This window comes from Pseudomonas sp. MF06569 (assembly GCF_059862735.1).
The window spans coordinates 144,621-167,076 of sequence record NZ_JCBCUZ010000006.1 but is presented as its reverse complement, the minus strand read 5'-3'; the positions used below and the strand labels follow the sequence as shown (position 1 = coordinate 167,076).

Annotated in this window: 24 protein-coding genes and 1 tRNA gene; 13 read left to right on the top strand and 12 right to left on the bottom strand. The window is 59.1% G+C overall.

Features of this window, described 5'->3' with window-relative positions:
- The first annotated feature begins 257 nt into the window (after positions 1 to 257).
- Both glnL and ntrC read left to right on the top strand, forming a co-directional pair.
- Entirely contained in the window at positions 258 to 1,343 is a 1,086-nt protein-coding gene (gene glnL / locus AC19YQ_RS08880; RefSeq protein WP_339477147.1) for a nitrogen regulation protein NR(II), read from the top strand.
- Positions 1,340 to 2,773 (top strand): nitrogen regulation protein NR(I), encoded by a 1,434-nt coding sequence (ntrC, locus tag AC19YQ_RS08875; RefSeq protein ID WP_133079130.1) that lies wholly within the window; start codon positions 1,340 to 1,342, stop codon positions 2,771 to 2,773. The genes glnL and ntrC overlap by 4 nt, the downstream gene beginning before the upstream one ends.
- A 329-nt stretch (positions 2,774 to 3,102) precedes the next feature.
- On the opposite strand, the gene AC19YQ_RS08870 is transcribed toward ntrC, so the two are convergent.
- Positions 3,103 to 3,540, bottom strand: a complete 438-nt coding sequence (locus tag AC19YQ_RS08870) for a hypothetical protein (protein WP_133079129.1) — start codon at positions 3,538 to 3,540, stop codon at positions 3,103 to 3,105.
- Here AC19YQ_RS08870 and trmL point away from each other — a divergent pair.
- A complete protein-coding gene (gene trmL / locus AC19YQ_RS08865) occupies positions 3,539 to 3,994 on the top strand; it encodes a tRNA (uridine(34)/cytosine(34)/5-carboxymethylaminomethyluridine(34)-2'-O)-methyltransferase TrmL (protein ID WP_133079128.1) in 456 nt (151 codons plus the stop codon). The two genes, AC19YQ_RS08870 and trmL, sit on opposite strands and share 2 nt — an antisense overlap.
- 58 nt (positions 3,995 to 4,052) lie before the next feature.
- Here the strand turns inward: trmL and secB are convergent, their stop codons facing one another.
- The 3 genes from secB to AC19YQ_RS08850 are packed head-to-tail and all read right to left on the bottom strand — an operon-like array spanning position 4,053 to position 5,250.
- Positions 4,053 to 4,538: a protein-export chaperone SecB gene (secB, locus tag AC19YQ_RS08860; RefSeq protein ID WP_003438592.1), complete on the bottom strand. Its 486-nt coding sequence runs from the start codon at positions 4,536 to 4,538 to the stop codon at positions 4,053 to 4,055.
- A 41-nt stretch (positions 4,539 to 4,579) separates the two neighbouring features.
- A complete protein-coding gene (gene grxC / locus AC19YQ_RS08855; RefSeq protein WP_133079127.1) occupies positions 4,580 to 4,834 on the bottom strand; it encodes a glutaredoxin 3 in 255 nt (84 codons plus the stop codon).
- A 2-nt stretch (positions 4,835 to 4,836) separates the two neighbouring features.
- Complete coding sequence (locus tag AC19YQ_RS08850; RefSeq protein WP_133079126.1) at positions 4,837 to 5,250, bottom strand: rhodanese-like domain-containing protein; 414 nt, start codon at positions 5,248 to 5,250, stop codon at positions 4,837 to 4,839.
- A gap of 148 nt (positions 5,251 to 5,398) precedes the next feature.
- Here AC19YQ_RS08850 and gpmI point away from each other — a divergent pair, with 148 nt between their 5' ends.
- The 4 genes from gpmI (at position 5,399) to AC19YQ_RS08830 (ending at position 10,552) form a co-directional block, all read left to right on the top strand.
- On the top strand, positions 5,399 to 6,934 hold the full coding sequence (gene gpmI, locus AC19YQ_RS08845) for a 2,3-bisphosphoglycerate-independent phosphoglycerate mutase (RefSeq protein ID WP_500594947.1): 1,536 nt from the start codon (positions 5,399 to 5,401) through the stop codon (positions 6,932 to 6,934).
- Between the two features lie 195 nt (positions 6,935 to 7,129).
- The gene (locus AC19YQ_RS08840) at positions 7,130 to 8,416 is read left to right on the top strand and encodes a murein hydrolase activator EnvC family protein (RefSeq protein ID WP_339477140.1); all 1,287 of its coding nucleotides are present in this window, start codon (positions 7,130 to 7,132) and stop codon (positions 8,414 to 8,416) included.
- Between the two features lie 35 nt (positions 8,417 to 8,451).
- A complete protein-coding gene (locus tag AC19YQ_RS08835) occupies positions 8,452 to 9,768 on the top strand; it encodes a S41 family peptidase (RefSeq protein ID WP_219262549.1) in 1,317 nt (438 codons plus the stop codon).
- Between the two features lies 1 nt (position 9,769).
- A complete protein-coding gene (locus AC19YQ_RS08830; protein WP_500594946.1) occupies positions 9,770 to 10,552 on the top strand; it encodes a divergent polysaccharide deacetylase family protein in 783 nt (260 codons plus the stop codon).
- A gap of 54 nt (positions 10,553 to 10,606) precedes the next feature.
- Here AC19YQ_RS08830 and AC19YQ_RS08825 read toward each other — a convergent pair whose 3' ends face one another.
- From AC19YQ_RS08825 to AC19YQ_RS08795, 7 genes are all read right to left on the bottom strand, one after another.
- Entirely contained in the window at positions 10,607 to 11,362 is a 756-nt protein-coding gene (locus AC19YQ_RS08825) for a substrate-binding periplasmic protein (RefSeq protein WP_500594945.1), read from the bottom strand.
- A 72-nt stretch (positions 11,363 to 11,434) separates the two neighbouring features.
- On the bottom strand, positions 11,435 to 12,205 hold the full coding sequence (gene hisF / locus AC19YQ_RS08820; protein ID WP_048400703.1) for an imidazole glycerol phosphate synthase subunit HisF: 771 nt from the start codon (positions 12,203 to 12,205) through the stop codon (positions 11,435 to 11,437).
- A gap of 10 nt (positions 12,206 to 12,215) precedes the next feature.
- Positions 12,216 to 12,953: a 1-(5-phosphoribosyl)-5-[(5-phosphoribosylamino)methylideneamino]imidazole-4-carboxamide isomerase gene (gene hisA / locus AC19YQ_RS08815; RefSeq protein WP_133079119.1), complete on the bottom strand. Its 738-nt coding sequence runs from the start codon at positions 12,951 to 12,953 to the stop codon at positions 12,216 to 12,218.
- 39 nt (positions 12,954 to 12,992) lie between these two features.
- The gene (locus AC19YQ_RS08810; protein ID WP_219262553.1) at positions 12,993 to 13,250 is read right to left on the bottom strand and encodes a DUF2164 domain-containing protein; all 258 of its coding nucleotides are present in this window, start codon (positions 13,248 to 13,250) and stop codon (positions 12,993 to 12,995) included.
- A complete protein-coding gene (hisH, locus tag AC19YQ_RS08805; protein WP_500594944.1) occupies positions 13,250 to 13,888 on the bottom strand; it encodes an imidazole glycerol phosphate synthase subunit HisH in 639 nt (212 codons plus the stop codon). Before hisH ends, AC19YQ_RS08810 begins: the two co-directional genes overlap by 1 nt.
- Positions 13,888 to 14,481 (bottom strand): imidazoleglycerol-phosphate dehydratase HisB, encoded by a 594-nt coding sequence (gene hisB / locus AC19YQ_RS08800; RefSeq protein WP_500594943.1) that lies wholly within the window; start codon positions 14,479 to 14,481, stop codon positions 13,888 to 13,890. The genes hisH and hisB overlap by 1 nt, the downstream gene beginning before the upstream one ends.
- A 214-nt stretch (positions 14,482 to 14,695) precedes the next feature.
- Positions 14,696 to 16,357 carry an OFA family MFS transporter gene (locus AC19YQ_RS08795; protein ID WP_339477131.1) on the bottom strand — a complete coding sequence of 554 codons (1,662 nt, stop codon included), beginning with the start codon at positions 16,355 to 16,357 and terminating at the stop codon, positions 14,696 to 14,698.
- A gap of 289 nt (positions 16,358 to 16,646) precedes the next feature.
- On the opposite strand from AC19YQ_RS08795, the gene AC19YQ_RS08790 reads away from it, so the two are divergent.
- From AC19YQ_RS08790 to AC19YQ_RS08775, 4 genes are all read left to right on the top strand, one after another.
- Positions 16,647 to 18,860: an AsmA family protein gene (locus AC19YQ_RS08790; RefSeq protein ID WP_500594942.1), complete on the top strand. Its 2,214-nt coding sequence runs from the start codon at positions 16,647 to 16,649 to the stop codon at positions 18,858 to 18,860.
- Complete coding sequence (gene mutY / locus AC19YQ_RS08785; protein ID WP_339477126.1) at positions 18,857 to 19,924, top strand: A/G-specific adenine glycosylase; 1,068 nt, start codon at positions 18,857 to 18,859, stop codon at positions 19,922 to 19,924. The genes AC19YQ_RS08790 and mutY overlap by 4 nt, the downstream gene beginning before the upstream one ends.
- On the top strand, positions 19,921 to 20,193 hold the full coding sequence (locus AC19YQ_RS08780) for an oxidative damage protection protein (RefSeq protein ID WP_003438557.1): 273 nt from the start codon (positions 19,921 to 19,923) through the stop codon (positions 20,191 to 20,193). The genes mutY and AC19YQ_RS08780 overlap by 4 nt, the downstream gene beginning before the upstream one ends.
- Positions 20,194 to 20,296: 103 nt before the next feature.
- A tRNA-Phe gene (locus tag AC19YQ_RS08775) sits at positions 20,297 to 20,372 on the top strand.
- Positions 20,373 to 20,513: 141 nt separating this feature from the next.
- Here AC19YQ_RS08775 and AC19YQ_RS08770 read toward each other — a convergent pair.
- Positions 20,514 to 20,840, bottom strand: coding sequence for a hypothetical protein (locus AC19YQ_RS08770; RefSeq protein WP_133079114.1), 327 nt, complete (start codon positions 20,838 to 20,840; stop codon positions 20,514 to 20,516).
- A gap of 176 nt (positions 20,841 to 21,016) precedes the next feature.
- Between AC19YQ_RS08770 and AC19YQ_RS08765 the strand changes: the two genes are divergently transcribed.
- Both AC19YQ_RS08765 and AC19YQ_RS08760 read left to right on the top strand, forming a co-directional pair.
- On the top strand, positions 21,017 to 21,487 hold the full coding sequence (locus tag AC19YQ_RS08765) for a hypothetical protein (protein ID WP_133079113.1): 471 nt from the start codon (positions 21,017 to 21,019) through the stop codon (positions 21,485 to 21,487).
- Positions 21,484 to 22,407: an alpha/beta hydrolase family protein gene (locus AC19YQ_RS08760; protein WP_500594957.1), complete on the top strand. Its 924-nt coding sequence runs from the start codon at positions 21,484 to 21,486 to the stop codon at positions 22,405 to 22,407. The genes AC19YQ_RS08765 and AC19YQ_RS08760 overlap by 4 nt, the downstream gene beginning before the upstream one ends.
- Positions 22,408 to 22,456: the final 49 nt, after the last annotated feature.

The window sequence follows — 22,456 nt, the reverse complement described above, 5'->3', positions numbered from 1 at the left end:
TCAGGCATCCCTGGCTCATTTCAGAGCAACTGAATCCATTCATCAAAATTGCACTATATTGGTGCGACTATAGTTTGATCGTGCATTAGCCAGCCCAATTTGGTTCAAAAACACCTGTACACCGCCCGGCTGCGTTGTCTGAACAGGTTTCAGGCGCCTATTTCAGGCGTTTAATGCTTCTTTTCAGAGCCTTGGTTTGGTTTTTGCATTTTCATTGCACCAGCGCCTCACCCGCGCACGCAATCCGGGATCGGCCCATGACCATCAGTGACGCCCTGCACCGACTGTTACTCGACAACCTGACCACCGCCACGCTGTTACTGAATGCCGATCTGCGCCTTGAGTACATGAACCCGGCGGCAGAGATGCTGTTGGCAATCAGCGGTCAACGCAGTCACGGGCAATTCATCAGTGAGCTTTTTACAGAGTCCACCGAGGCCCTGCATTCGCTACGCCAGGCCGTTGAGCAAGCGCATCCGTTTACCAAGCGCGAAGCCATGCTGACCTCGCTGACAGGCCAGAACCTCACGGTGGATTACGCCGTAACCCCCATCTTGAGCAATGGCGGCACGATGCTGCTGCTCGAAGTCCACCCCCGTGACCGTTTGCTGCGCATCACCAAAGAAGAAGCCCAGCTGTCCAAGCAGGAAACCAGCAAGATGCTGGTACGCGGCATGGCCCACGAGATCAAGAATCCTCTGGGCGGCATTCGTGGGGCTGCTCAGTTGCTGGCCCGTCAGCTACCGGACGAAAACCTGCGTGACTACACCAACGTGATCATCGAAGAAGCCGACCGCCTGCGTAATCTGGTCGACCGCATGCTGGGCTCCAACAAGCTGCCTTCGCTGTCCATGACCAATGTCCACGAAGTGCTGGAGCGAGTGTGCAGCCTGGTTGAAGCCGAAACTCAGGGCAGCATCACATTGGTGCGCGACTATGACCCGAGCCTGCCCGACCTGCTGATCGACCGTGAACAAATGATCCAGGCCGTCCTCAACATCGTGCGCAACGCGATGCAAGCCATCGGCAGCCAAAACGAGCTGCGGCTGGGGCGTATCAGCCTGCGTACCCGCGCCATGCGCCAGTTCACCATTGGCCACGTGCGTCACCGGCTGGTCACCAAAATCGAAATTATCGACAACGGGCCGGGCATTCCGGCCGAGCTGCAAGACACCCTGTTCTTCCCGATGGTCAGCGGGCGCCCAGACGGCACCGGGCTAGGCCTTTCCATCACGCAGAACATCATCAGTCAGCACCAGGGGTTGATCGAGTGTGAAAGCCACCCCGGCCACACACTCTTCTCGATCTTTCTACCACTGGAACAAGGAGCCGCATCGACATGAGCCGAAGTGAAACCGTGTGGATCGTCGACGACGACCGTTCTATCCGCTGGGTCCTGGAAAAAGCCTTGCAACAGGAAGGCATGACCACACAAAGTTTCGACAGCGCCGATGGGGTGATGAGCCGTCTGGCTCGCCAGCAGCCCGACGTCATTATTTCGGACATCCGCATGCCCGGCTCAAGCGGCCTGGACTTGCTGGCCAAAATTCGCGAACAGCACCCGCGCCTGCCCGTCATCATCATGACCGCTCATTCCGACCTGGACAGCGCAGTGGCCTCCTATCAAGGTGGCGCATTCGAATACCTGCCCAAGCCGTTTGACGTCGATGAAGCCGTGTCACTGGTCAAGCGTGCCAATCAGCACGCCCAGGAACAACAAGGCCTGGCCGCCCCCCCGGCACTGGCCAGAACACCTGAAATCATCGGCGAAGCGCCGGCGATGCAAGAGGTGTTTCGGGCCATTGGCCGCCTTAGCCATTCCAACATCACGGTTCTGATCAACGGCGAATCAGGCACAGGCAAGGAGCTGGTGGCCCACGCCCTGCACCGCCACAGCCCACGTGCCGCGTCGCCATTTATCGCGTTGAACATGGCAGCGATCCCCAAGGACCTGATGGAGTCCGAGCTGTTCGGCCACGAAAAAGGCGCCTTTACCGGAGCTGCAAACCTGCGCCGGGGTCGCTTTGAACAGGCCGATGGCGGGACTCTGTTCCTGGATGAAATCGGCGACATGCCTGCCGATACCCAAACCCGTCTGCTGCGGGTTCTGGCCGATGGCGAGTTCTACCGTGTTGGCGGACATACCCCGGTCAAGGTTGATGTGCGGATCATTGCCGCCACCCACCAGAACCTCGAAACCCTGGTCCAGGCCGGCAAGTTTCGCGAAGACCTGTTCCACCGCCTGAACGTGATTCGCATCCACATCCCGCGCCTGTCGGACCGTCGCGAAGACATCCCGACCCTGGCCCGCCACTTCCTGAGCAGCGCCGCACAAGAGCTGTCGGTAGAACCCAAGCTGCTGAAGGCCGAGACCGAGCAGTACCTCAAGAACCTGCCGTGGCCAGGCAACGTTCGCCAGCTTGAAAACACCTGTCGCTGGATCACGGTGATGGCTTCGGGTCGCGAAGTGCACATCAGCGACTTGCCGCCGGAGCTGCTGAACCTGCAGCAAGACACCTCTCCAGTCACCAACTGGGAGCAGGCGCTACGCCAGTGGGCGGATCAGGCACTGGGCCGTGGTCAGTCCAACTTGCTCGACAGTGCGGTGCCTACCTTTGAGCGGATCATGATCGAGACGGCACTCAAGCACACTGCGGGCCGTCGTCGGGACGCTGCCGTGCTGCTGGGCTGGGGCCGCAACACCTTGACCCGCAAGATCAAGGAACTGGGCATGAAGATCGATGGCGACGAGGATGATGGCGACGAGGCCTGAGGGGCACTCGATCTGACCGCACCACTCAAAAGCAACCCGCCCCAATATCGTGCACAGCTCTAGATCAATGCTTTCAGCCTAGCGAGAGCGTTATGCGCAAAAGCCCCGGATTCCGGGGCTTTTGCGTTTTCATCAGGCAATTTCTACAGAAAAACAAAAATTGGCACGCGCCCTGCAATACCTATTACAAGCAACACCGCTTTAGGGGACCTTGATACAGGCAGGTCAAGACTCCCCACTTTTACACCCGCAGCCTTGATGCCTGTTGCATCAACGCGCACACCGCTTTTGGGGAACCCGGTACAGGCAGGCTGGAATTCCCTCTTTTATTACTCGCGCAGGTTCACCTGCAAACGCCAGCGCCCATCCTGCGGCGCACCGGCCCAGTCGCCTTGCAAGGCACGGGCTGCCACCACCGTCAGCAGCAAACCAGCGTCCGTATCCCGCACCCGCCAGTTCACATTCTTGCCGTTGAGCATTAACTGGCCGTTTTGCGGCTTGCCCTTGGCATCGAACAACACCCCCAGGGTGCCATCAACCAGCTCACCATGCAGCTTGGGCTCATCGCTGAACCACACCACCAACCCGTTCGCCAGCACGTCCACCTGTTGCAGTTCTACCGGGGTGGGCGCAGTCAAACGACCGATCATCATCCCTACCATCACACCGACTATCGCCAAAGAACCTAAAACCCGTGGCCATAGTTTCGGTCGCGGGTCCTCTTCAGGCGTAGAATGCTGCCCATCTTTAAGTTCGGAGCCGTGCATGTTTCACGTCATCCTTTTTCAACCAGAAATTCCGCCGAATACCGGCAACATTATCAGGCTGTGCGCCAACAGCGGCTGCCACCTGCATTTGATCGAGCCTATTGGTTTTGAGCTGGACGACAAGCGCTTGCGCCGCGCCGGCCTCGACTACCACGAGTATGCGCCGCTCAAGCGTCATGCCGACCTGGCCAGTTGCCTTGAAAGCCTGGGGCATCCACGCCTGTTCGCCTTTACCACCAAAGGTTCGAAGCCCTTTCACGACGTGCAGTTTGCCGAGGGCGATGCCTTTGTGTTCGGTCCTGAAAGCCGTGGTTTGCCGCCAGAGGTGCTCGACGCGCTGGACGGCGATCACCGCCTGCGACTGCCGATGCGCGAAGGCTGCCGTAGCCTGAACCTGTCCAACACCGTGGCGGTTGCCGTGTACGAAGCCTGGCGCCAGCTGGGTTTCAAGTAAACACACCTCCCACACACAAAAAAAGCGCCCTCAGGCGCTTTTTTTTGGCATCGGCTGTTTATTGAACAGTCGGGCTGCCTTCTTCCTGCATGCGCTGCAATTCTTGCGCGTACAGGGCATCGAAGTTCACCGGAGCCAGCATCAACGCAGGGAACGAGCCGCGAGTTACCAGGCTGTCCAGGGTTTCACGGGCATACGGGAACAGGATGTTCGGGCAAAACGCGCCAAGGGTGTGGTTCATCGACGCCGGATCAAGGTTTTTGATCAGGAAGATGCCAGCCTGTTGCACTTCAGCGATAAAGGCCACTTCGTCACCGTTTTTCACGGTAACCGACAAGGTCAGAACCACTTCGTGGAAGTCGCCTTCCAGCGGCTTTTGACGGGTGTTCAGGTCCAGACCAACGCTCGGTTCCCACTGCTGACGGAAGATCGCCGGGCTTTTTGGGGCCTCGAACGACAGGTCGCGCACGTAGATGCGCTGCAGGGAGAATTGTGGAGCGGTGTCTTCATCGCTAACAGCAGCGGTGTTCTGTTGGTCAGTCATCACAGATCCTTGTTGATCTTGGGGCTTATAGAGAATGAGAGTCAGACGTTCAGCAGCGTATCCAATTTACCTGCGCGCTCCAAAGCAAACAGGTCATCGCATCCGCCAACATGCTTGTCACCAATCCAGATTTGCGGGACCGACGTACGACCCGCCTTCTGAGCCATCTCGGCACGTACCTGTGGCTTGCCATCGACCTTGATTTCTTCGAAGGCAACGCCCTTGTTCTCAAGCAGAGCCTTGGCTCGCATGCAGTAAGGGCAGTAGTCGCTGGAGTAAACGATGACCTTGGACATCTTTACTTCACCACTGGCAGGTTGTCAGCGCGCCAGCTGGAGATACCGCCAGACAGCTTGGCTGCGTTGTAACCGGCCTTGAGCAGCTCACGGGCGTGGGAGCCCGAGTGCTGACCGGCAGCGTCAACCAGAATAATGGTTTTGCCCTTGTGCTTGTCCAGCTCGGCAATGCGCGCCATCAGCTTGTCTTGCGGGATGTTCAGGGCACCCACGATGTGGCCGGCGGCAAAGTCTTTAACCGGGCGAATATCAATCACCACACCTTCGTCGCGATTGACCAGGCCGGTCAGTTCGCCAGTGCTGATGCTGCGCCCGCCACGGCTGATTTCGTGAGCAATCAATAGCGCCAACAGGATGACAAACGCGCCTACAAGCAGGTAGTGAGCAGTGGCAAATGTAATCAGGTGATCAACCATCAGAAGGTTCCAGGGTCGTAAAATGTGGGCCAGTATACACAGCCACCTTGGTCGGCCAAACCCCGCCCGGCGGTGACGCCACATGAACTTCGCTTTAAACTGCGCGTCCTCTTCATACCTTCTTATAAACCAGCCACGAGTGGGATCTATGACTACCACGCCTAAACCTTTGGTCCTGATCATCCTGGATGGCTTCGGTCACAGTGAAAGTCACGAATACAACGCCGTTTATTCGGCCAAGAAACCGGTGCTGGATCGTCTTTGCGCGAGCATGCCGAACGGCCTGATCTCAGGTTCAGGCATGGATGTCGGTCTGCCAGACGGCCAGATGGGCAACTCCGAGGTCGGCCACATGAACCTGGGCGCCGGCCGCGTGGTGTATCAGGATTTCACCCGCGTCACCAAATCGATCCGTGACGGCGAGTTTTTTGAAAACCCGACCCTTTGCGCCGCCGTCGACAAGGCTGTGGCCGCAGGCAAGGCCGTGCATATTCTGGGTCTGTTGTCGGATGGCGGCGTTCACAGCCATCAGGACCACCTGATCGCGATGGCCGAGCTGGCGTTTAAACGCGGCGCAGAAAAAATCTACCTGCACGCCTTCCTCGATGGCCGCGACACACCGCCAAAAAGCGCTTCATCGTCCATCGAGCTGCTGGACGAAGCCTTCAAGGACCTGGGTAAAGGCCGTATCGCCAGTCTGATTGGCCGTTACTTCGCCATGGACCGCGACAATCGCTGGGACCGCGTAGAACAGGCCTACAACCTGATCGTCGACGGTAAGAGCGAGTTCAACGCCGCTACCGCCCAGGAAGGTCTGGACGCCGCTTACGCCCGTGGTGAAAGCGACGAGTTCGTCAAAGCCACCACCCTGGGCGAGCCGGTGAAGGTTGAAGACGGCGACGCCGTGGTCTTCATGAACTTCCGTGCCGACCGCGCCCGGGAACTGACCCGCGTATTCGTTGAAGACGACTTCAACGCGTTCGAGCGCACCCGCCAGCCAAAACTGGCCGGCTTTGTGATGCTGACCCAATACGCGGCCAGCATCCCGGCGCCAAGCGCATTTGCCCCCGGCAGCCTGGAAAACGTGCTCGGCGATTACCTGGCCAAAAACGGCAAAACCCAGCTGCGCATTGCCGAAACCGAAAAATACGCCCACGTCACTTTCTTCTTTTCGGGCGGGCGTGAAGAGCCGTTCCCGGGTGAAGAGCGGATTCTGGTGCCATCGCCAAAAGTCGCCACCTACGACCTGCAGCCTGAAATGAGCGCTCCCGAAGTCACCGACCACATCGTCGATGCCATCGAGAACCAGCGTTATGACGTGATCGTAGTCAACTACGCCAACGGCGACATGGTCGGGCACAGCGGTGTCTTCGACGCAGCCGTCAAAGCGGTTGAGTGCCTGGATGCCTGCGTAGGCCGGATTGTCCAGGCGCTGGACAAAGTCGGCGGTGAAGCCCTGATCACGGCTGACCACGGCAACGTGGAGCAGATGTCAGATGACACCACCGGCCAGGCTCACACCGCACACACCTGCGAGCCTGTCCCGTTCATCTACGTCGGCAAGCGCGCGCTCAAGGTTCGCGAAGGCGGCGTGCTGGCCGACGTGGCGCCAACCATGCTCAAACTGCTGGGCCTGCCACAGCCGCAAGAGATGACCGGAAAATCGATTCTGGTCGACGCATAAAACAACGCAATGCCTGTGGGAGCGGGCTTGCTCGCGATACAGGCGACGCGGTGCATCAGGCAGTGCGTGGTGATGCTATCGCGAGCAAGTCCGCTCCCACAGGATCAACGGCTACAATTTCACCTTCATCCATTTCTTATAGGTGACGAGGGCGGGCATACTAGGCCGTCCCGTTCCCCAGGTGTCGCCCGCCCCATGCTTCGCGCCCTTATAGCCCTGACCCTCGCATGCCTGCTCCAACCGGCGTTTGCCGACGAGCGCGCGCAAACCCAACAGCAGCTTGACGCCACGCGTCAGGATATCAGCGAGCTGAAAAAGCTCCTGGGCAAGCTCCAGGAAGAAAAATCCGGCGTGCAGAAAGACCTGCGCGGCACCGAAACCGAAATCGGCAAGCTGGAGAAGCAGGTAGAAACCCTGCAACAAGAACTAAAAAAGAGTGAAGGCGAGCTGCTGCGCCTAGATAGCGAGAAAAAAAAACTCCACAGCGCAAAACTTGAACAGCAACGCCTGATCGCCATTCAGGCCCGCGCCGCCTATCAGGGCGGGCGTCAGGAATACCTGAAAATGCTGCTCAACCAGCAAAACCCCGAGAAGTTCGCCCGAACCCTCACCTATTACGATTACCTGAGCCAGGCCCGCCTGGAGCAGCTCAAGGGTTTCAACGAAACCCTGCGCCAACTGGCCAATGTCGAAGCCGATATCAATCTGCAACAGGCTCAGTTGCTGACTCAGAAAAGCAGCCTGGACACCCAGCGCGCCGAACTCGACAAGGTCCGCGCAGAGCGCCAGCAAGTTCTGGCCAAGCTCAATACCGACGTAAAGGACCGCGATCAAAAACTGCAGGCACGCGAGCAGGATCAGGCCGATCTGGCTAAAGTCCTCAAGACCATCGAGGAAACCCTCGCCCGTCAGGCCCGCGAAGCCGAACAGGCGCGACAAAAAGCCTTGATCGCCCAGCAGGAAGCCGAGAAGAAACGCCAGCGCGAGGCTGAATCGGTGGTCACCGACGCCCCGCGCAAACCGGTCCAGTCAACACCGGGCGCATTGGTGTCCAGTGCCGGTGCTTCCTACGGCGGTGTTTTTTCTCAGGCCCGGGGCAAACTTCCATGGCCAGTTGATGGTCGATTGCTGGCACGCTTCGGTGAAACCCGTGGCGATGATTCGCGCACCAAGTGGGACGGCGTAATGATCAGCGCCAGTGCCGGCAGCCAGGTGCACGCGGTTCACGGTGGTCGCGTGGTGTTTGCCGACTGGCTGCGCGGCGCAGGCCAGCTGGTCATTCTGGACCACGGTAATGGTTACTTAAGCCTGTACGGCCACAATCAGACGCTGCTCAAGTCTGCCGGAGACATCGTTAAAGCTGGCGAAGTGATCTCCACCGTGGGCAACAGCGGCGGGCAAGCCACACCAGCACTGTATTTCGCTATTCGTCAGCAGGGCCGCCCAAGCGACCCTGCACAATGGTGTCGCACTCAGGGATGAGTCCATCACCTTTAATACGTAGGAGTTCGCTCAACATGCCGCATTTGTCCCGCCTCAACTCGCTGGCCCTGACGATCGCCCTGGTGATCGGCTCGCCAATGGCATTTGCTGCCGAGCCAACCATCGCGCCAGCCGGCGCCGCTGCCAGCGCCAAGGCGCCTCTGCCTCTGGAGGAGCTGCGTACATTTGCCGAGGTCATGGATCGGATCAAGGCTGCATATGTTGAGCCGGTGGACGACAAAACCCTGCTGGAGAATGCCATCAAAGGCATGCTCAGCAACCTTGACCCGCACTCTGCGTACCTTGGCCCCGAAGATTTCGCCGAACTGCAGGAAAGCACCAGCGGCGAATTCGGCGGGCTGGGTATCGAAGTCGGCACCGAAGACGGCAACATCAAGATCGTCTCACCGATCGACGACACCCCTGCCAGCAAGGCCGGCATTCAGGCGGGCGACTTTATCGTCAAGATCAATGGCCAGCCCACACGCGGCCTGAGCATGACCGAAGCCGTTGATAAAATGCGCGGCAAGATCGGTCAGAAAATCACCCTGACCCTGGTGCGCAATGGCGGCACGCCGTTTGACGTGACCCTGACCCGGGCCAATATCCAGGTCAAGAGCGTCAAGGCCCAACTGCTGGAAGATGGTTACGGCTACATCCGTATCACCCAGTTCCAGGTCAAGACCGGCGAAGAAGTGGCCTCGGCGCTGTCCAAACTGCGCAGGGAAAACGGCAACAAGCGACTCAAGGGCATCATCCTCGACCTGCGCAACAACCCGGGTGGCGTGCTGCAATCGGCGGTTGAAGTGGTCGATCACTTCATCACCAAAGGCCTGATCGTCTATACCAAGGGCCGCATCGCGAACTCGGAGCTGCGCTTCTCGGCCACCGGCAAGGACCTGAGCGAAGGCGTTCCATTGGTGGTGTTGATCAACGGCGGCAGCGCTTCGGCATCGGAAATCGTCGCCGGCGCCCTGCAAGATCAGAAACGCGGCGTGGTCATGGGCACCACCAGCTTCGGTAAAGGCTCGGTGCAAACCGTGCTGCCACTGAACAACGACCGCGCGCTGAAAATCACCACGGCGCTGTACTTCACCCCGAACGGACGCTCGATCCAGGCCCAGGGCATTGTCCCGGACATTGAAGTCAGCCGCGCCAAGATCACTCGCGAACAAGACACCGAGTACTACAAGGAAGCCGACCTGCAAGGTCACCTTGGCAATGGCAATGGCGGCGCCGACAAACCCTCCGGCTCCAACCCCAAAGCCAAGCCAATGCCGCAGGATGATGACTTCCAACTGAGCCAGGCTCTGAGCCTGCTCAAGGGTTTGAGCATTACACGCGGCAATTGAGGTGCGTCTTTCTCTAGCCTTCGCCCTGCTCTGCTGCCTGGCCGGTGTCGCCCATGGGACACCGGCCAGCCAGCAAGCCGCGCCGCACAAGGCTTACCTGAGCCTGATCATCGATGACCTGGGGCAAAACCTGCCACGGGATCGCCGCGTGCTGGCCTTGCCCGGCCCGGTCACTGCGGCCGTGATGCCTGACACCCCCCATGCGGCAGAATTTGCCCGCGAGGCCTACAAGGCCGGCAAAATCGTCATTTTGCACATGCCCATGGACCCGGCCACCGGGCCCTTTGCCTGGCACCCGGACCTGCCTGTCGACGAACTTGAAAAGCGCCTCAACGCCGCGTTCAAGGCCGTGCCCTACACCAGTGGCATCAACAACCACATGGGCAGCCGCATGACCTCACAACCGCAAGCGATGGCCTGGTTGATGGGCAACTTGCAGCAACGCCACAAATTCTTTGTCGACAGTCGCACCAGCGCGCAGACCGTTGCGGCAGCCGAGGCGCAGAAAATCGGGCTGGCCAGCGTGTCCCGTGATGTTTTTCTCGATGATGTCCGTACCGAGCAAGCCATCACCACGCAACTGGAAACCGCCATCAAACTGGCCCACAAACAAGGCTCGGCGGTGATGATCGGCCACCCTTATCCGCAAACCCTTGCCGTGCTTGAACGTGAACTGCCCAAGCTCAAGGCCCAGGGAATTGACTGGATCGACATCCGGCAAATGATCGGCGTACGCAGCAACAAGGCCATGGCCGGGCACGGGAAGGACGGGGTTTATCGCTGAAGCCCGCACTGCACATCAATTACGTAGCAGCTGCCGAAGGGATTAGGGTGCGGACTAGAGATATTTCGCGCGGATCTTCTCAACCACGCCTTCAGCCCTTAACTCATCCAGCGCCTTCTGCAGCTTGATCACCACCTCGTCCGGCACGTCTTTGTTCAACGCCAGAAACAGCTCGGCCTGATTGAAGCGCAACACCGTCTTGAACCCTGAAATGCCTACCTGACGCGCCAGGAATTGCCCTGCCGGAGCACCTGTGGCCCACAGGTCGATTTGCCCGGCCTGCAGCTTTTTGGCGTTGTCCTGATCGCGCAACACAATCACCGGCGCCAACCCCTGCTTCTCAAGGGACAAGGCAATGGCGTCACCTTTGTAAGCACCCACTCTGTACTGGCGAGCCTGCTCAAGCGAGGTCAGGGTAATCGGGCTGTCCCCTCGCGCCAGCAACACCCAGTCATCCGGGCCAAGCGGGCCGACCCACTTGAAGAGCTGTTCACGCTCGGGCACGCGCGCTGTGACAAACACGCCGTATCCGGGGTTTTCGAGGGCAAGGTGGTAGATACGCTCCCAAGGGAAACGCAGGGTCATGCTGTAGGGGATACCGGCACGTTTGAAGGTTTCACGCAGAATATCGACGGCGATGCCTTCAATATTTTCGTTTTGCGCAAAGTTTTTGCCGTTTTTTGCCATGTTGTATGGCGGGAAGTTTTCAGTCAGCAGCACGATCGAAGAGTGCGACGCATCAGCCGCAGAAGCGGTACTCGCCAGCCACAGAGTGGAACCGGCGAGAACGAGCAAAAAGCGTTTAAACATGACTGGCGACCTAAATCCATGGCGTGCTCAAGAGTGCCGTGGGCACGCCATGCTGTCCAGTAGCCTTTGGGTTTAGCGAACCACGATCCCGCGCTCGGCCATGTATGCCTTGGCCTCTGGCACCGTGTATTCACCAAAGTGGAAAATACTCGCCGCCAGCACCGCACTGGCGTGACCTTCAAGGATACCGTCGGCCAGATGCTGCAGGTTGCCAACGCCGCCCGAGGCGATCACCGGAATACCCAGCGCATCACTGATGGCACGTGTCACGCCCAGGTCAAAACCGTTTTTCATGCCGTCCTGGTCCATGCTGGTCAGCAGGATCTCGCCAGCGCCCAGGCCTTCCATCTTCATGGCCCATTCGACTGCATCGAGCCCGGTAGGCTTGCGCCCGCCGTGGGTGAAAATTTCCCAGCGCGGGGTTTCGCCCGGCTGAGAGACTTTCTTCGCATCAATCGCGACCACAATGCATTGCGAACCAAAATGCTGCGCCGCTTCGCCCACAAACTCCGGGTTGAACACCGCTGCGGTATTGATCGAGACTTTGTCCGCACCGGCATTGAGCAGGTTGCGAATGTCCTGGATGCAGCGCACGCCACCGCCCACGGTCAGCGGAATGAACACCTGGCTGGCCATGCGCTCAACGGTATGCAGCGTGGTGTCGCGGCCATCGACGCTGGCGGTGATGTCGAGAAAGGTAATCTCGTCAGCACCCTGCTCGTCGTAACGACGGGCGATTTCTACCGGGTCGCCAGCATCGCGAATGTTCTCGAACTTGACGCCCTTTACAACCCGGCCGTTATCCACGTCCAGGCAAGGGATGATGCGTTTGGCCAGCGCCATGGGTCTCTCCTCAGGCCTTGTAGCTGTCGCAGAAGGCTTGCGCCTCAGCCACATCCAGCGTGCCTTCATAGATTGCACGACCCGTAATGGCACCCACGATGCCCGGAGCCTTGGCATCCATCAGGGCCTTGATATCACCCAGATTGTGAATACCGCCCGAGGCGATGACCGGGATGCTGGTAGCAGCGGCCAATGCAGCGGTGTAGCTGACGTTACAGCCCTGCATCATGCCGTCTTTGGCGATGTCGGTATAAACGATGGCCGACACGCCGTCCGCTTCGAAACGCTTGGCCAGGTCGATGACCTGCACGGTGCTGACTTCAGCCCAGCCGTCGGTGGCCACGAAGCCGTCTTTGGCATCCATGCCGACAATGATCTTGCCCGGGAACGCACGGCACGCCTCGGCCACGAACTCAGGGTTCTTGACTGCCTTGGTGCCCAGAATCACGTAGCTCACGCCTGCCTTGACGTAGTGCTCGATGGTTTCCAGGGAGCGAATGCCGCCGCCGATCTGGATCGGCAACTGCGGGTACAAGCGGGCAATGGCCGTCACCACGTCACCGTTGACCGGCTGGCCTTCGAATGCACCGTTCAGGTCGACCAGGTGCAGACGGCGGCAACCGCCTTCTACCCATTTGGCGGCCATGGCCACCGGGTCATCGGAGAACACCGTGGAATCTTCCATACGGCCCTGACGCAGGCGTACACAAGCACCGTCTTTAAGATCGATAGCGGGAATAATCAGCATGTGGCAAACCTTCAAATTCGGGAGTCTGAGACTCGGAAATCAGTTCTTCTCGAGCGCCCACACGTCGCTTTCGATGCTCTCGAACCTCTCTTTGAGGTGCGTTTGCACATCGAAAATCGCGCGATTGTAGTAATGCGGCGCGATTTCGCGGGTGAACAGCTCAAGGATTTCAGCCGCTTCGAACGAACCCAGGTCCAGCTCGAAGCGGTCTTCCATAAAGCGTTTGATCTTGCTGTTGGCTTCGTTCTCTTGCTCGGGGGTGAGCGTGAGAATCGGCGGCTTCTTGCGAGGCGCCATTACCAGCGACCATCCCAGGCCGCGAAGTTTTCCAGCAGCTGCAAGCCGTGGGTATGGCTTTTTTCCGGGTGGAACTGCACCGCGAAGCGCGAGCCCTCAGCCAGCGCTGCGGCGAAATCGACGCCGTAATGCCCGCCACCGACTACCTGGCGGGGATTGCCCGCCGCAATGTAGTAGCTGTGTACAAAGTAAAAACGCGCCAGGTCGGGGATGCCGTGCCACAGCGGGTGATCCACTTTTTGTTGCACCTCGTTCCAGCCCATGTGCGGCACCTTGAGGTGCTCGCCGTCTTCGTGCAGGTCCTTGCCGAAGAACTTCACGGCACCCGGGAACAGGCCAATGCAGTCAACGCCGCCGTTCTCTTCACTGCTGTCGAGCAAGGCTTGCATGCCCACGCAAATGCCGAGGAACGGACGATCCTGGCTGACTTCACGCACCAGCGAGTCAAAACCCAAGCGACGGATTTCCGCCATGCAGTCGCGAATTGCGCCCACACCCGGAAATACCACGCGGTCGGCTTCGCGAATCACGTTGGCGTCGCTGGTAATCAGCACTCGACCGGCGCCCACATGCTCAAGCGCCTTGGCCACCGAGTGCAAGTTACCCATGCCGTAATCGATAACCGCCACTGTCTGCATCAGAGCACGCCCTTGGTAGAAGGCATTTGCCCGGCCATGCGCTCATCCAGCGCAACGGCCATGCGCAACGCGCGGCCAAAAGCCTTGAACACGGTTTCGATCTGGTGGTGGGTGTTGGTGCCGCGCAGGTTGTCGATGTGCAGGCTGACGTTGGCGTGGTTCACGAAGCCCTGAAAGAACTCCTGGAACAGATCAACGTCGAAGCCGCCGACGGTGGCGCGGGTGAAGGGAACATGCATTTGCAGGCCGGGACGACCGGAAAAGTCGATGACCACACGTGACAGCGCTTCATCCAGCGGGACATAAGCGTGACCGTAGCGAGTCATGCCTTTTTTATCGCCGACTGCTTCGCTGAAGGCTTTACCCAGGGTAATGCCAACATCCTCGACGGTATGGTGATCGTCGATATGCAGGTCGCCTTTGCACTCGATGTCCAGGTCGATCAACCCATGTCGGGCGATCTGGTCGAGCATGTGCTCAAGAAAAGGAACACCGATATCAAATCGGGCCTTACCGGTACCATCCAAGTTGATCGAGGCTTTAATCTGGGTTTCCAGAGTATCGCGCTCGACTGACGCCTTACGTTCGGCCATCACCAGCTCCGCAAAATCATTGGGCGAAAAAGGTGGCCATTATAGGCACGGGTCTGGCAAACAAAAACATTTTGGGGTGAGAGGCTGACGTAATGCGCGCTGACTCACAGCCCGCGCTGCCTGAATCGCGAGCAAGCCCGCTCCCACACAACCGTAATCAGTCTGTGGGAGCGGGCTTGCTCGCGATGGCGTCAGCGCAGATTCAACACATCAATCAGTTAAACAACACCGCCGTCTTCTGCACCGTCACCCAAACACCCCACAACAAAGGAATGCCCACGGCCAGCCAGGCCGCGATAACCAATGGCTGGCTACCCGGTGCCGCTTTCCACTCAAGCGAAGTGCTGGCATCCGCACCCTTGTCATGGCCCAGCGCCTGCTCAGCAGCCAGTTCAGCGTCGGTCATGAAGTATTTGTCTGCCACCGGACGCACCAGCAAGTTGCAGATAAAGCCCAGCACCAGCAGCCCTGCGAGGATGTACAGGGTGATGTCATACGCTGCCGCACGCTCAACCCCGATGCTCAACTGATACTCGCGCAGATAGTTGACCAACACCGGCCCCAGCACGCCCGCGGCCGCCCAGGCCGTCAGCAGGCGTCCGTGGATCGCACCGACCATTTGCGTGCCGAACAGGTCTGCCAGATACGCCGGCACCGTGGCAAAACCGCCGCCGTACATCGACAAGATGATGCAGAACGCTGCCACAAACAGCGAAACGTTACCCAGATGACCGAGGTTCGGGATCATCGCGTACAGCGCAAACCCCAGTGCGAAGAACACAAAGTAGGTGTTTTTGCGCCCCAGGTAATCCGAGAACGAGGCCCAGAAGAATCGCCCGCCAATGTTGAACAGGCTCAACAAACCGGTGAAGCCCGCCGCAATCGCCGCAATTTGCGCCAACTGCCCAGCATCCAGCTGGCTGAATGTCAGGTCATTGCCCAACAACTTGCCTGCGAATACTTCCTGCAACAATGGCGAAGCCATGCCCAGGATACCGATACCGGCCGAAACGTTCAGGCACAGCACCAGCCACACCAGGGCGAACTGCGGTGTTTTCCAGGCCACGCTGACGTGCACATGGCGCTGGGTGATCATCGCGTTGGCCGCCTTTTTCGCGGGAGCTTTCCAGCCCTCAGGCTTCCAGCCGGTGGGCGGAACGCGGTACGACAAGGCACCGCCGATCATGAAGACGAAGTAGATCGCCGCCATTGCCACGAAGCTCTGCCACACGCCCACGCCGTCAGGCCCGGCAAAATGGTTCATCAGCGCTGCCGCCAGGGGTGCGCCCACCATTGCACCGCCACCAAACCCCATGATCGCCATGCCCGTGGCCATGCCACGCTTGTCCGGAAACCACTTGATTAGCGTCGACACCGGCGAGATATAACCCAACCCCAGGCCAATACCGCCAATGACCCCCGAACCCAGCCACATCAGCCAGATCTGGTGGGTATAAATCCCCAGCGCGGAAATCAGCAAGCCACCACACCAGCACAGCGCCGACACCACACCGGCCTTGCGCGGCCCGGCATGTTCAAGCCAGCCACCCCATACGGCTGCCGAGCAACCGAGGAAGATGAAAAACAGGGTGTAGATCCAGCCGAGCATCGAAATCGGCCAGTCGCATTGCGACGAAAATACTTGTGCGATAAAACTCATGTCCGGCGCACACGCTACGGGAGCGGTCACGCCCAGGGCTTTGGACAGCGGCAACCAGAACACCGAAAAGCCATAGGCCATGCCGATGCACAAGTGGATGGCCAATGCGGCTGGCGGGACCAGCCAACGGTTGAAGCCGGGTTTTGCGATGATGCGCTCCTTGGACAGGAACGCAGGCTGTGAAGCAGGACTGCCCGCAGCGGTGCTGGTACTCATGAGTGTTTCCCCCAGTTAATGAAGTCGTTTGCGGGCACGCTCGACCCCTGACTTTGGCGCCTTGCGGCGAACAGTCGTTCTTATTGGATCGAGATGTGGCATTACGCCGCAGAAGGCCCGGAAAACAGGCGAAGATTACCACTTGAACGCCGGTCAGGGCCTAACCTGATGCGGTCTTTATCCGACCCACTGATCCGCCACTATCGGCGCCCAGTCCATCTGCTCGTGGCGCTATACTCTGCGGCTAAATTAAAAACTCACCTTCATTCAGACTTACAAGGACTCGCCCATGAAAGCGTTCGGCAAAATCCTGGGTCTGGTGCTTCTCGGATTGTTGCTGATCATCGTGGCCCTGGGCTTTGCCCTCAGCCATCTGTTCGATCCCAACGACTATAAAGACGAGATCCGCCAGATAGCCCGTGACAAAGCCCACATTGAGCTAACCCTCAATGGCGACATCGGCTGGAGCCTCTTCCCCTGGCTAGGTCTGGAGCTGCACGACGCCACCGTGGCAACCCTGGCTGCGCCTGCCCAGCCTTTCGCCGATCTGCAAATGCTCGGTTTGTCCGTGCGCGTGCTGCCGCTGTTGCGCAAAGAAGTGCAAATGAGCGATGTGCGTGTCGAAGGCCTGAACCTGCGCCTGACCCGCAACAAGGACGGTCACGGCAACTGGCAGGATATCGGCAAGCCAGCAACGACCCCTGACACCGCCGCAACCGCCAGCACTGAGCCCGCCCCGGCCAGCAAGCCCGAAAGCGTCAGCCAGCCGCTCAAGCTCGATATCGACAGCCTGACCGTGAACAATGCACGGGTTGAGTACAACGACGAGCAAAGCGGCAAACAATTCAGCGCTGAGAGCATCCAGCTCAGCACCGGCCCGGTTCACGAAGCCACCAGCATCCCGGTCAAACTGACCGCCTTCCTGGGCTCCAACCAGCCCGTGATGCGGGTCAAGACCGAAGTCGACGGCAAGTTGCGTTTTGACCGCGTACTCAAGCGCTATCAGTTTGAAGACATGAAAGTCACGGGCGAAGCCTCGGGTGAGCCGCTGCAAGGCAAAACCATGACGTTTGCCGCGCAAGGGCAAATTCTGGTTGATCTGGCGGCGAACGTCGCCGAATGGAGCAGCCTGAAGCTATCAGCCAACCAACTTCGGGCTTTGGGTGAACTCAAGGTCAACAACCTGAGCGACAACCCGCAAATCAGCGGCGGCCTGTCCATCGCCCAGCTTGACCTGGCCAGATTCCTCGACAGCATCGGGCACCCGCTGCCTGCGATGGCTCCCGAAAGCCTGAGCAAAGTCGAACTGGTCAGCCGCCTGTCAGGCACACCGACCAGCGTGACCTTTGACGAACTCAACCTGAAAGTCGATGACAGCACCTTCACCGGGCTCATCGCCATTGAGGACTTCGCCAAACAGGCCGTTCGCATTCAGCTCAAAGGCGACACGTTCGACGCTGATCGCTACATGCCGCCACCGTCAGCCGAAGCCAATAGCGCCAGTGTCGCCCGCAAGACTGAAGTACAGGGCGGCGAAGCCAACGCACTGGCCGCATCGGGCGATACACCCCTGCCGGACGCACCGACCAAAAGCGGCTGGAGCACGACCAAAATCATTCCAGTGGCTCGCCTCCAGACCCTGGACCTCAATGCCGACATCAGTTTTGGCCAACTGACCCTCAGCAAACTGCCCATCCAGAATGCCGCGCTCAAGGCCAACAGCAAGGCTGGCGTGCTGACCCTCGAAAACCTGAGCGGCAATCTCTACAAAGGCAGCTTTGCAGCCAACGGCAGCCTGGACGTACAACCGATACTGCCGGTGATCAAACTGCAGACCCGCATCACCAATGTCCCGGTTGAAAAAATCCTGCAGAGCCAGGGTCAAAAACCACCTGTGACCGGCCTGCTGACCCTCAACAGCAACGTCACGGGCAGCGGCAACAGCCAGAGCGCGCTGATTTCGAGCCTCAACGGCACGGCCAACTTTGTGCTCAATGACGGCGTACTGCTCAATGCCAACCTCGAACAGCAATTGTGCAAAGGTATCTCCACCCTTAATCGCAAAACCCTGAGTGGCGCACCGCTGGGCAAAGACACACCGTTCAAGGAGCTCAAGGGCAGCCTGGTGTTCCGTAACGGCGTAGCCAGCAACCCGGACATGGTCGTGCGCATGCCCGGCCTGAGCGTAAAAGGCGATGGCGACATTGACCTGCGCGTTCTGGGCATGGACTACCGCATCGGCATCATCATCGAAGGCGACACCCGCGCCATGCCGGACCCGGCCTGCCAGGTCGGCAAGAACTTTGTCGGCATCGAGCTGCCATTGCGCTGCCGTGGCCCGCTGGAACTGGGCGCCAAGGCTTGCCGCCTGGATAAAGAAGGCCTGGGCAAGGTCGCCGCCAAAGTGGCGGGTAACAAACTCAGCGAAAAGCTTGAAGAAAAACTCGGTGACAGAGTCAGCCCTGAACTCAAAAACGCCCTCAAGGGGCTGTTCAACCGATGAGAAACGAGCAATTTTCAACGGCGGTACTGGACTGGTATGACCACCACGGCCGCCATGACCTGCCCTGGCAACAGGGCATCACGCCGTATCGGGTGTGGGTCTCGGAAATCATGTTGCAGCAAACCCAGGTCAGCACCGTGCTGAACTACTTCGACCGCTTCATGGCCTCATTGCCAACGGTCCAGGCACTGGCTGCAGCCCCGGAAGACGAAGTGCTGCACCTGTGGACCGGCCTTGGCTATTACACCCGTGCGCGCAACTTGCAAAAGACCGCCAAAATCGTTGTCGCCGAACATGGCGGCGAATTCCCCCGCGACGTTGAAAAGCTGGTTGAACTGCCCGGCATCGGCTTGTCCACCGCCGGAGCGATTGCCAGCCTGAGCATGGGCCTGCGGGCGCCGATCCTCGACGGCAACGTCAAGCGGGTGCTTGCGCGCTATACGGCGCAAGAGGGCTACCCCGGCGAGCCCAAGGTCGCCAAACAGCTGTGGGCCACCGCCGAGCGCTTTACTCCCCACGATCGCGTGAACGCCTACACCCAGGCCATGATGGACATGGGCGCCACACTCTGCACCCGCAGCAAACCGAGTTGCTTGCTGTGCCCGCTCGAAAGCGGCTGCCAGGCACACTTGCTGGGGCTTGAGACGCGCTACCCGATCCCCAAGCCGCGCAAAACCGTCCCGCTGAAGCGCACCTTGATGCCGATGCTGGCGAACGCCGATGGGGCGATCCTGCTTTATCGTCGCCCGTCGAGCGGTTTGTGGGGGGGACTGTGGAGCCTGCCCGAACTCGATGACCTTCAAGATATCGAGCATTTGGCGCTGCAACATTCACTGACCCTGGGCGCGCAGCACCCACTGGCGGGCCTGACCCATACCTTTAGCCATTTTCAACTGGCCATCGAACCCTGGCTGATCCACGTCAAGGAGTCCGACCATCACGTGGCCGAGGCCGACTGGCTCTGGTATAACCTCGCCACCCCGCCGCGCCTGGGCCTTGCTGCCCCGGTCAAGAAGCTGCTCAAACGCGCAGCCGACCTATTGAACGCTGGAGAGTCCTCATGACCCGCACCATCATCTGCCGCAAATACAAAGAAGAACTGCCTGCCCTTGAGCGCGCTCCGTTTCCGGGCGCCAAAGGCCAGGACATTTTTGATCATGTTTCGGCCAAGGCCTGGGCTGACTGGCAAAAACACCAGACTTTGCTGATCAACGAAAAGCGCTTGAACATGATGAACGCTGAAGATCGAAAATATTTGCAGGGCGAAATGGATAAATTCTTCAGCGGTGAAGAATATGCACAAGCTGAAGGCTACGTTCCGCCGACCGAATAACCCCCGGTTTTACGGGGCTCGGTCCGTAAGCGACGGTAATAATTAAATATTTTTCAAAAAATGTTTGACGGGTTATCGAAAAAGGCTTCTAATGCGCCCCGTTGCCCAGATAGCTCAGTCGGTAGAGCAGGGGATTGAAAATCCCCGTGTCGGCGGTTCGATTCCGTCTCTGGGCACCACATTCAGTTTTGATGTGGTGCTTACATCACTTCAAAACAAAGAAAACCCGCCTGGTGCGGGTTTTTTTTTGGCCGCGATTTAGCTACGCGCCCGGGTTCGTTCACCCATGACTGCGTCCTTGCCTTGACCCCAGCCCCTCATTACTGAGGCTTCCCGGCGGGTCGGATCGAGTCCCATTCGGTCACGTAGGCCACTTTGGACTGTTTGTTGAAGAGGCAAAGTTCAGTGCCACGCTGGCCTTTCATGTGTTTCTGCGGGTATTGACCCTGCAGCAGAATCGCGGTGTAGCCCACCCGATCATCAAACTGGGCAGGAGCGCCGATGGGGGTCGCCTTTTTCAGGGTGCTTGCGTGGGTGCAGCGGGCGAGTACGTCCTTGTCGTAGGTCGCCCACGCATCGGAGCTGGAAGCGTGCGCTTGCACGGCAAAAGCGGTCAGACACAGGAAGGTCAGTGAGGTGATTTTCATAATTCGGTGCATTCCACACGTTCGGCTTGTTGTCTGACATGTGAGCGAACCGGGTGAGATAGGTTCCCGGCTGGCCCGGTTTCACATCCGATAATTGGCTCAATCCATGATCCTCGCTTGGTGATCCCCAAAACCTGAGGTTCAATACCCCCTTAGCCCGTAAAGGACACACGTTCATGGCAACGCCAAAGAAACAGCAAAAGCACGCGCAGCGGGCCAAGACCAAAGCCAAGCAGAACCGCATAGGCAAACCGGGCAAAGCTTCGGCTGGCACACTGATCGACAATCCGTTCGATGACGTAAAAATCGACCTCAGCACGTTCAACTTCCAGGACATCCTCGACAACGGCTTTGACCCCGCCGATTACGACGATTTGTTCCAGGCCATGAAAGCCGCCGAGGCCACCAGCCTGCAAACGATGTGCACCGTGTTCCTGCAATACCCGGTACTGGAACTGGTGATTTCGGAAGAGGAAGAAGAACCTGCCACTGACTTCCTGATGGGCCTGCTGATTGAGTACCGCATTGCCGTCTATGGCGATGACGAAGACAGCGCCGTGGCCTGGATCGAAACGCCAGCATTCCAGAAAGCCTACGTCGAAGCCTCGCGCCTGCTGACCGAGCGCAACGCCCGGAGCGCGCACTGACAGCAGCCCTGCTCGAACCTGTCAGCCAGGCGTTTACCGAGCCTGCTGCTGACGGTTACCTGCTGGGCGGTTTCGAGTGGCGCCAACCCACGCCAGACCCTTCACGCGCAGTGGTGATCATCAACGCCGCCACCTCGGTGCGCTGCTTGTACTACTCGCGGTTTGCCCACTACCTGTTCAACCACGGCCTGGACGTGATGCTGTTCGACTATCGCGGCATTGGCGCCTCGCGCAGCGGATCGTTGCGCGGTTTTGAAGCCACGTGGTCGGACTGGGGCGCGCTGGACGCTGAAGCCCTCCTCAAGCGTGCACAGCGTGAACACCCCGGCCAGCCGATCGATGTTGTCGGCCACAGCTTTGGCGGCTGTGCAGCGGGCCTGATGGCTTCTGGGCAGGCTATTCGCCATCTGGTGACTGTGGGTGCGCAATTTGCTCACTGGCGCGACTACGCGCCGGCACAGCGCTGGCAGATGCTCGCCAAGTGGCACGGGGTCATGCCATTGCTGACCCGCGTGTGCGGTTATTTCCCTGGCAAGCGCCTGGGCTGGCTAGAAGACACCCCGTCGGGCGTGGTCAAGGACTGGAGCGCCTTGAGCACACGCTACGAAAACCTCCCCAGCGCGCGCAACTTCGCAGCCCTGCCCTTTGGCTCCGTTACCGCCAAAACCCTCGCCATCAGCCTGAGTGACGATCCCTTCGGCACCGTAGCCGCCATCGAGCGCTTGCTGGGTTACTTCAGCGCCAGCTCGCGCACGCATCTGCGCATCCAGCCGCAAGACATCGGCGAAACAGCCATCGGCCATTTCGCGTTTTTTCACAGCCGCTTTCAAAGCAGCTTATGGCCGATTGCCCTGCAGTGGTTGCAACGAGGGGAATTGGCGACGGATGTGCCGGGAAAGGTGATCAGTAACACCCCCTGAAAGACCGCACCGCCTGTATCGCGAGCAAGCCCGCTCCCACGAAGCCCCA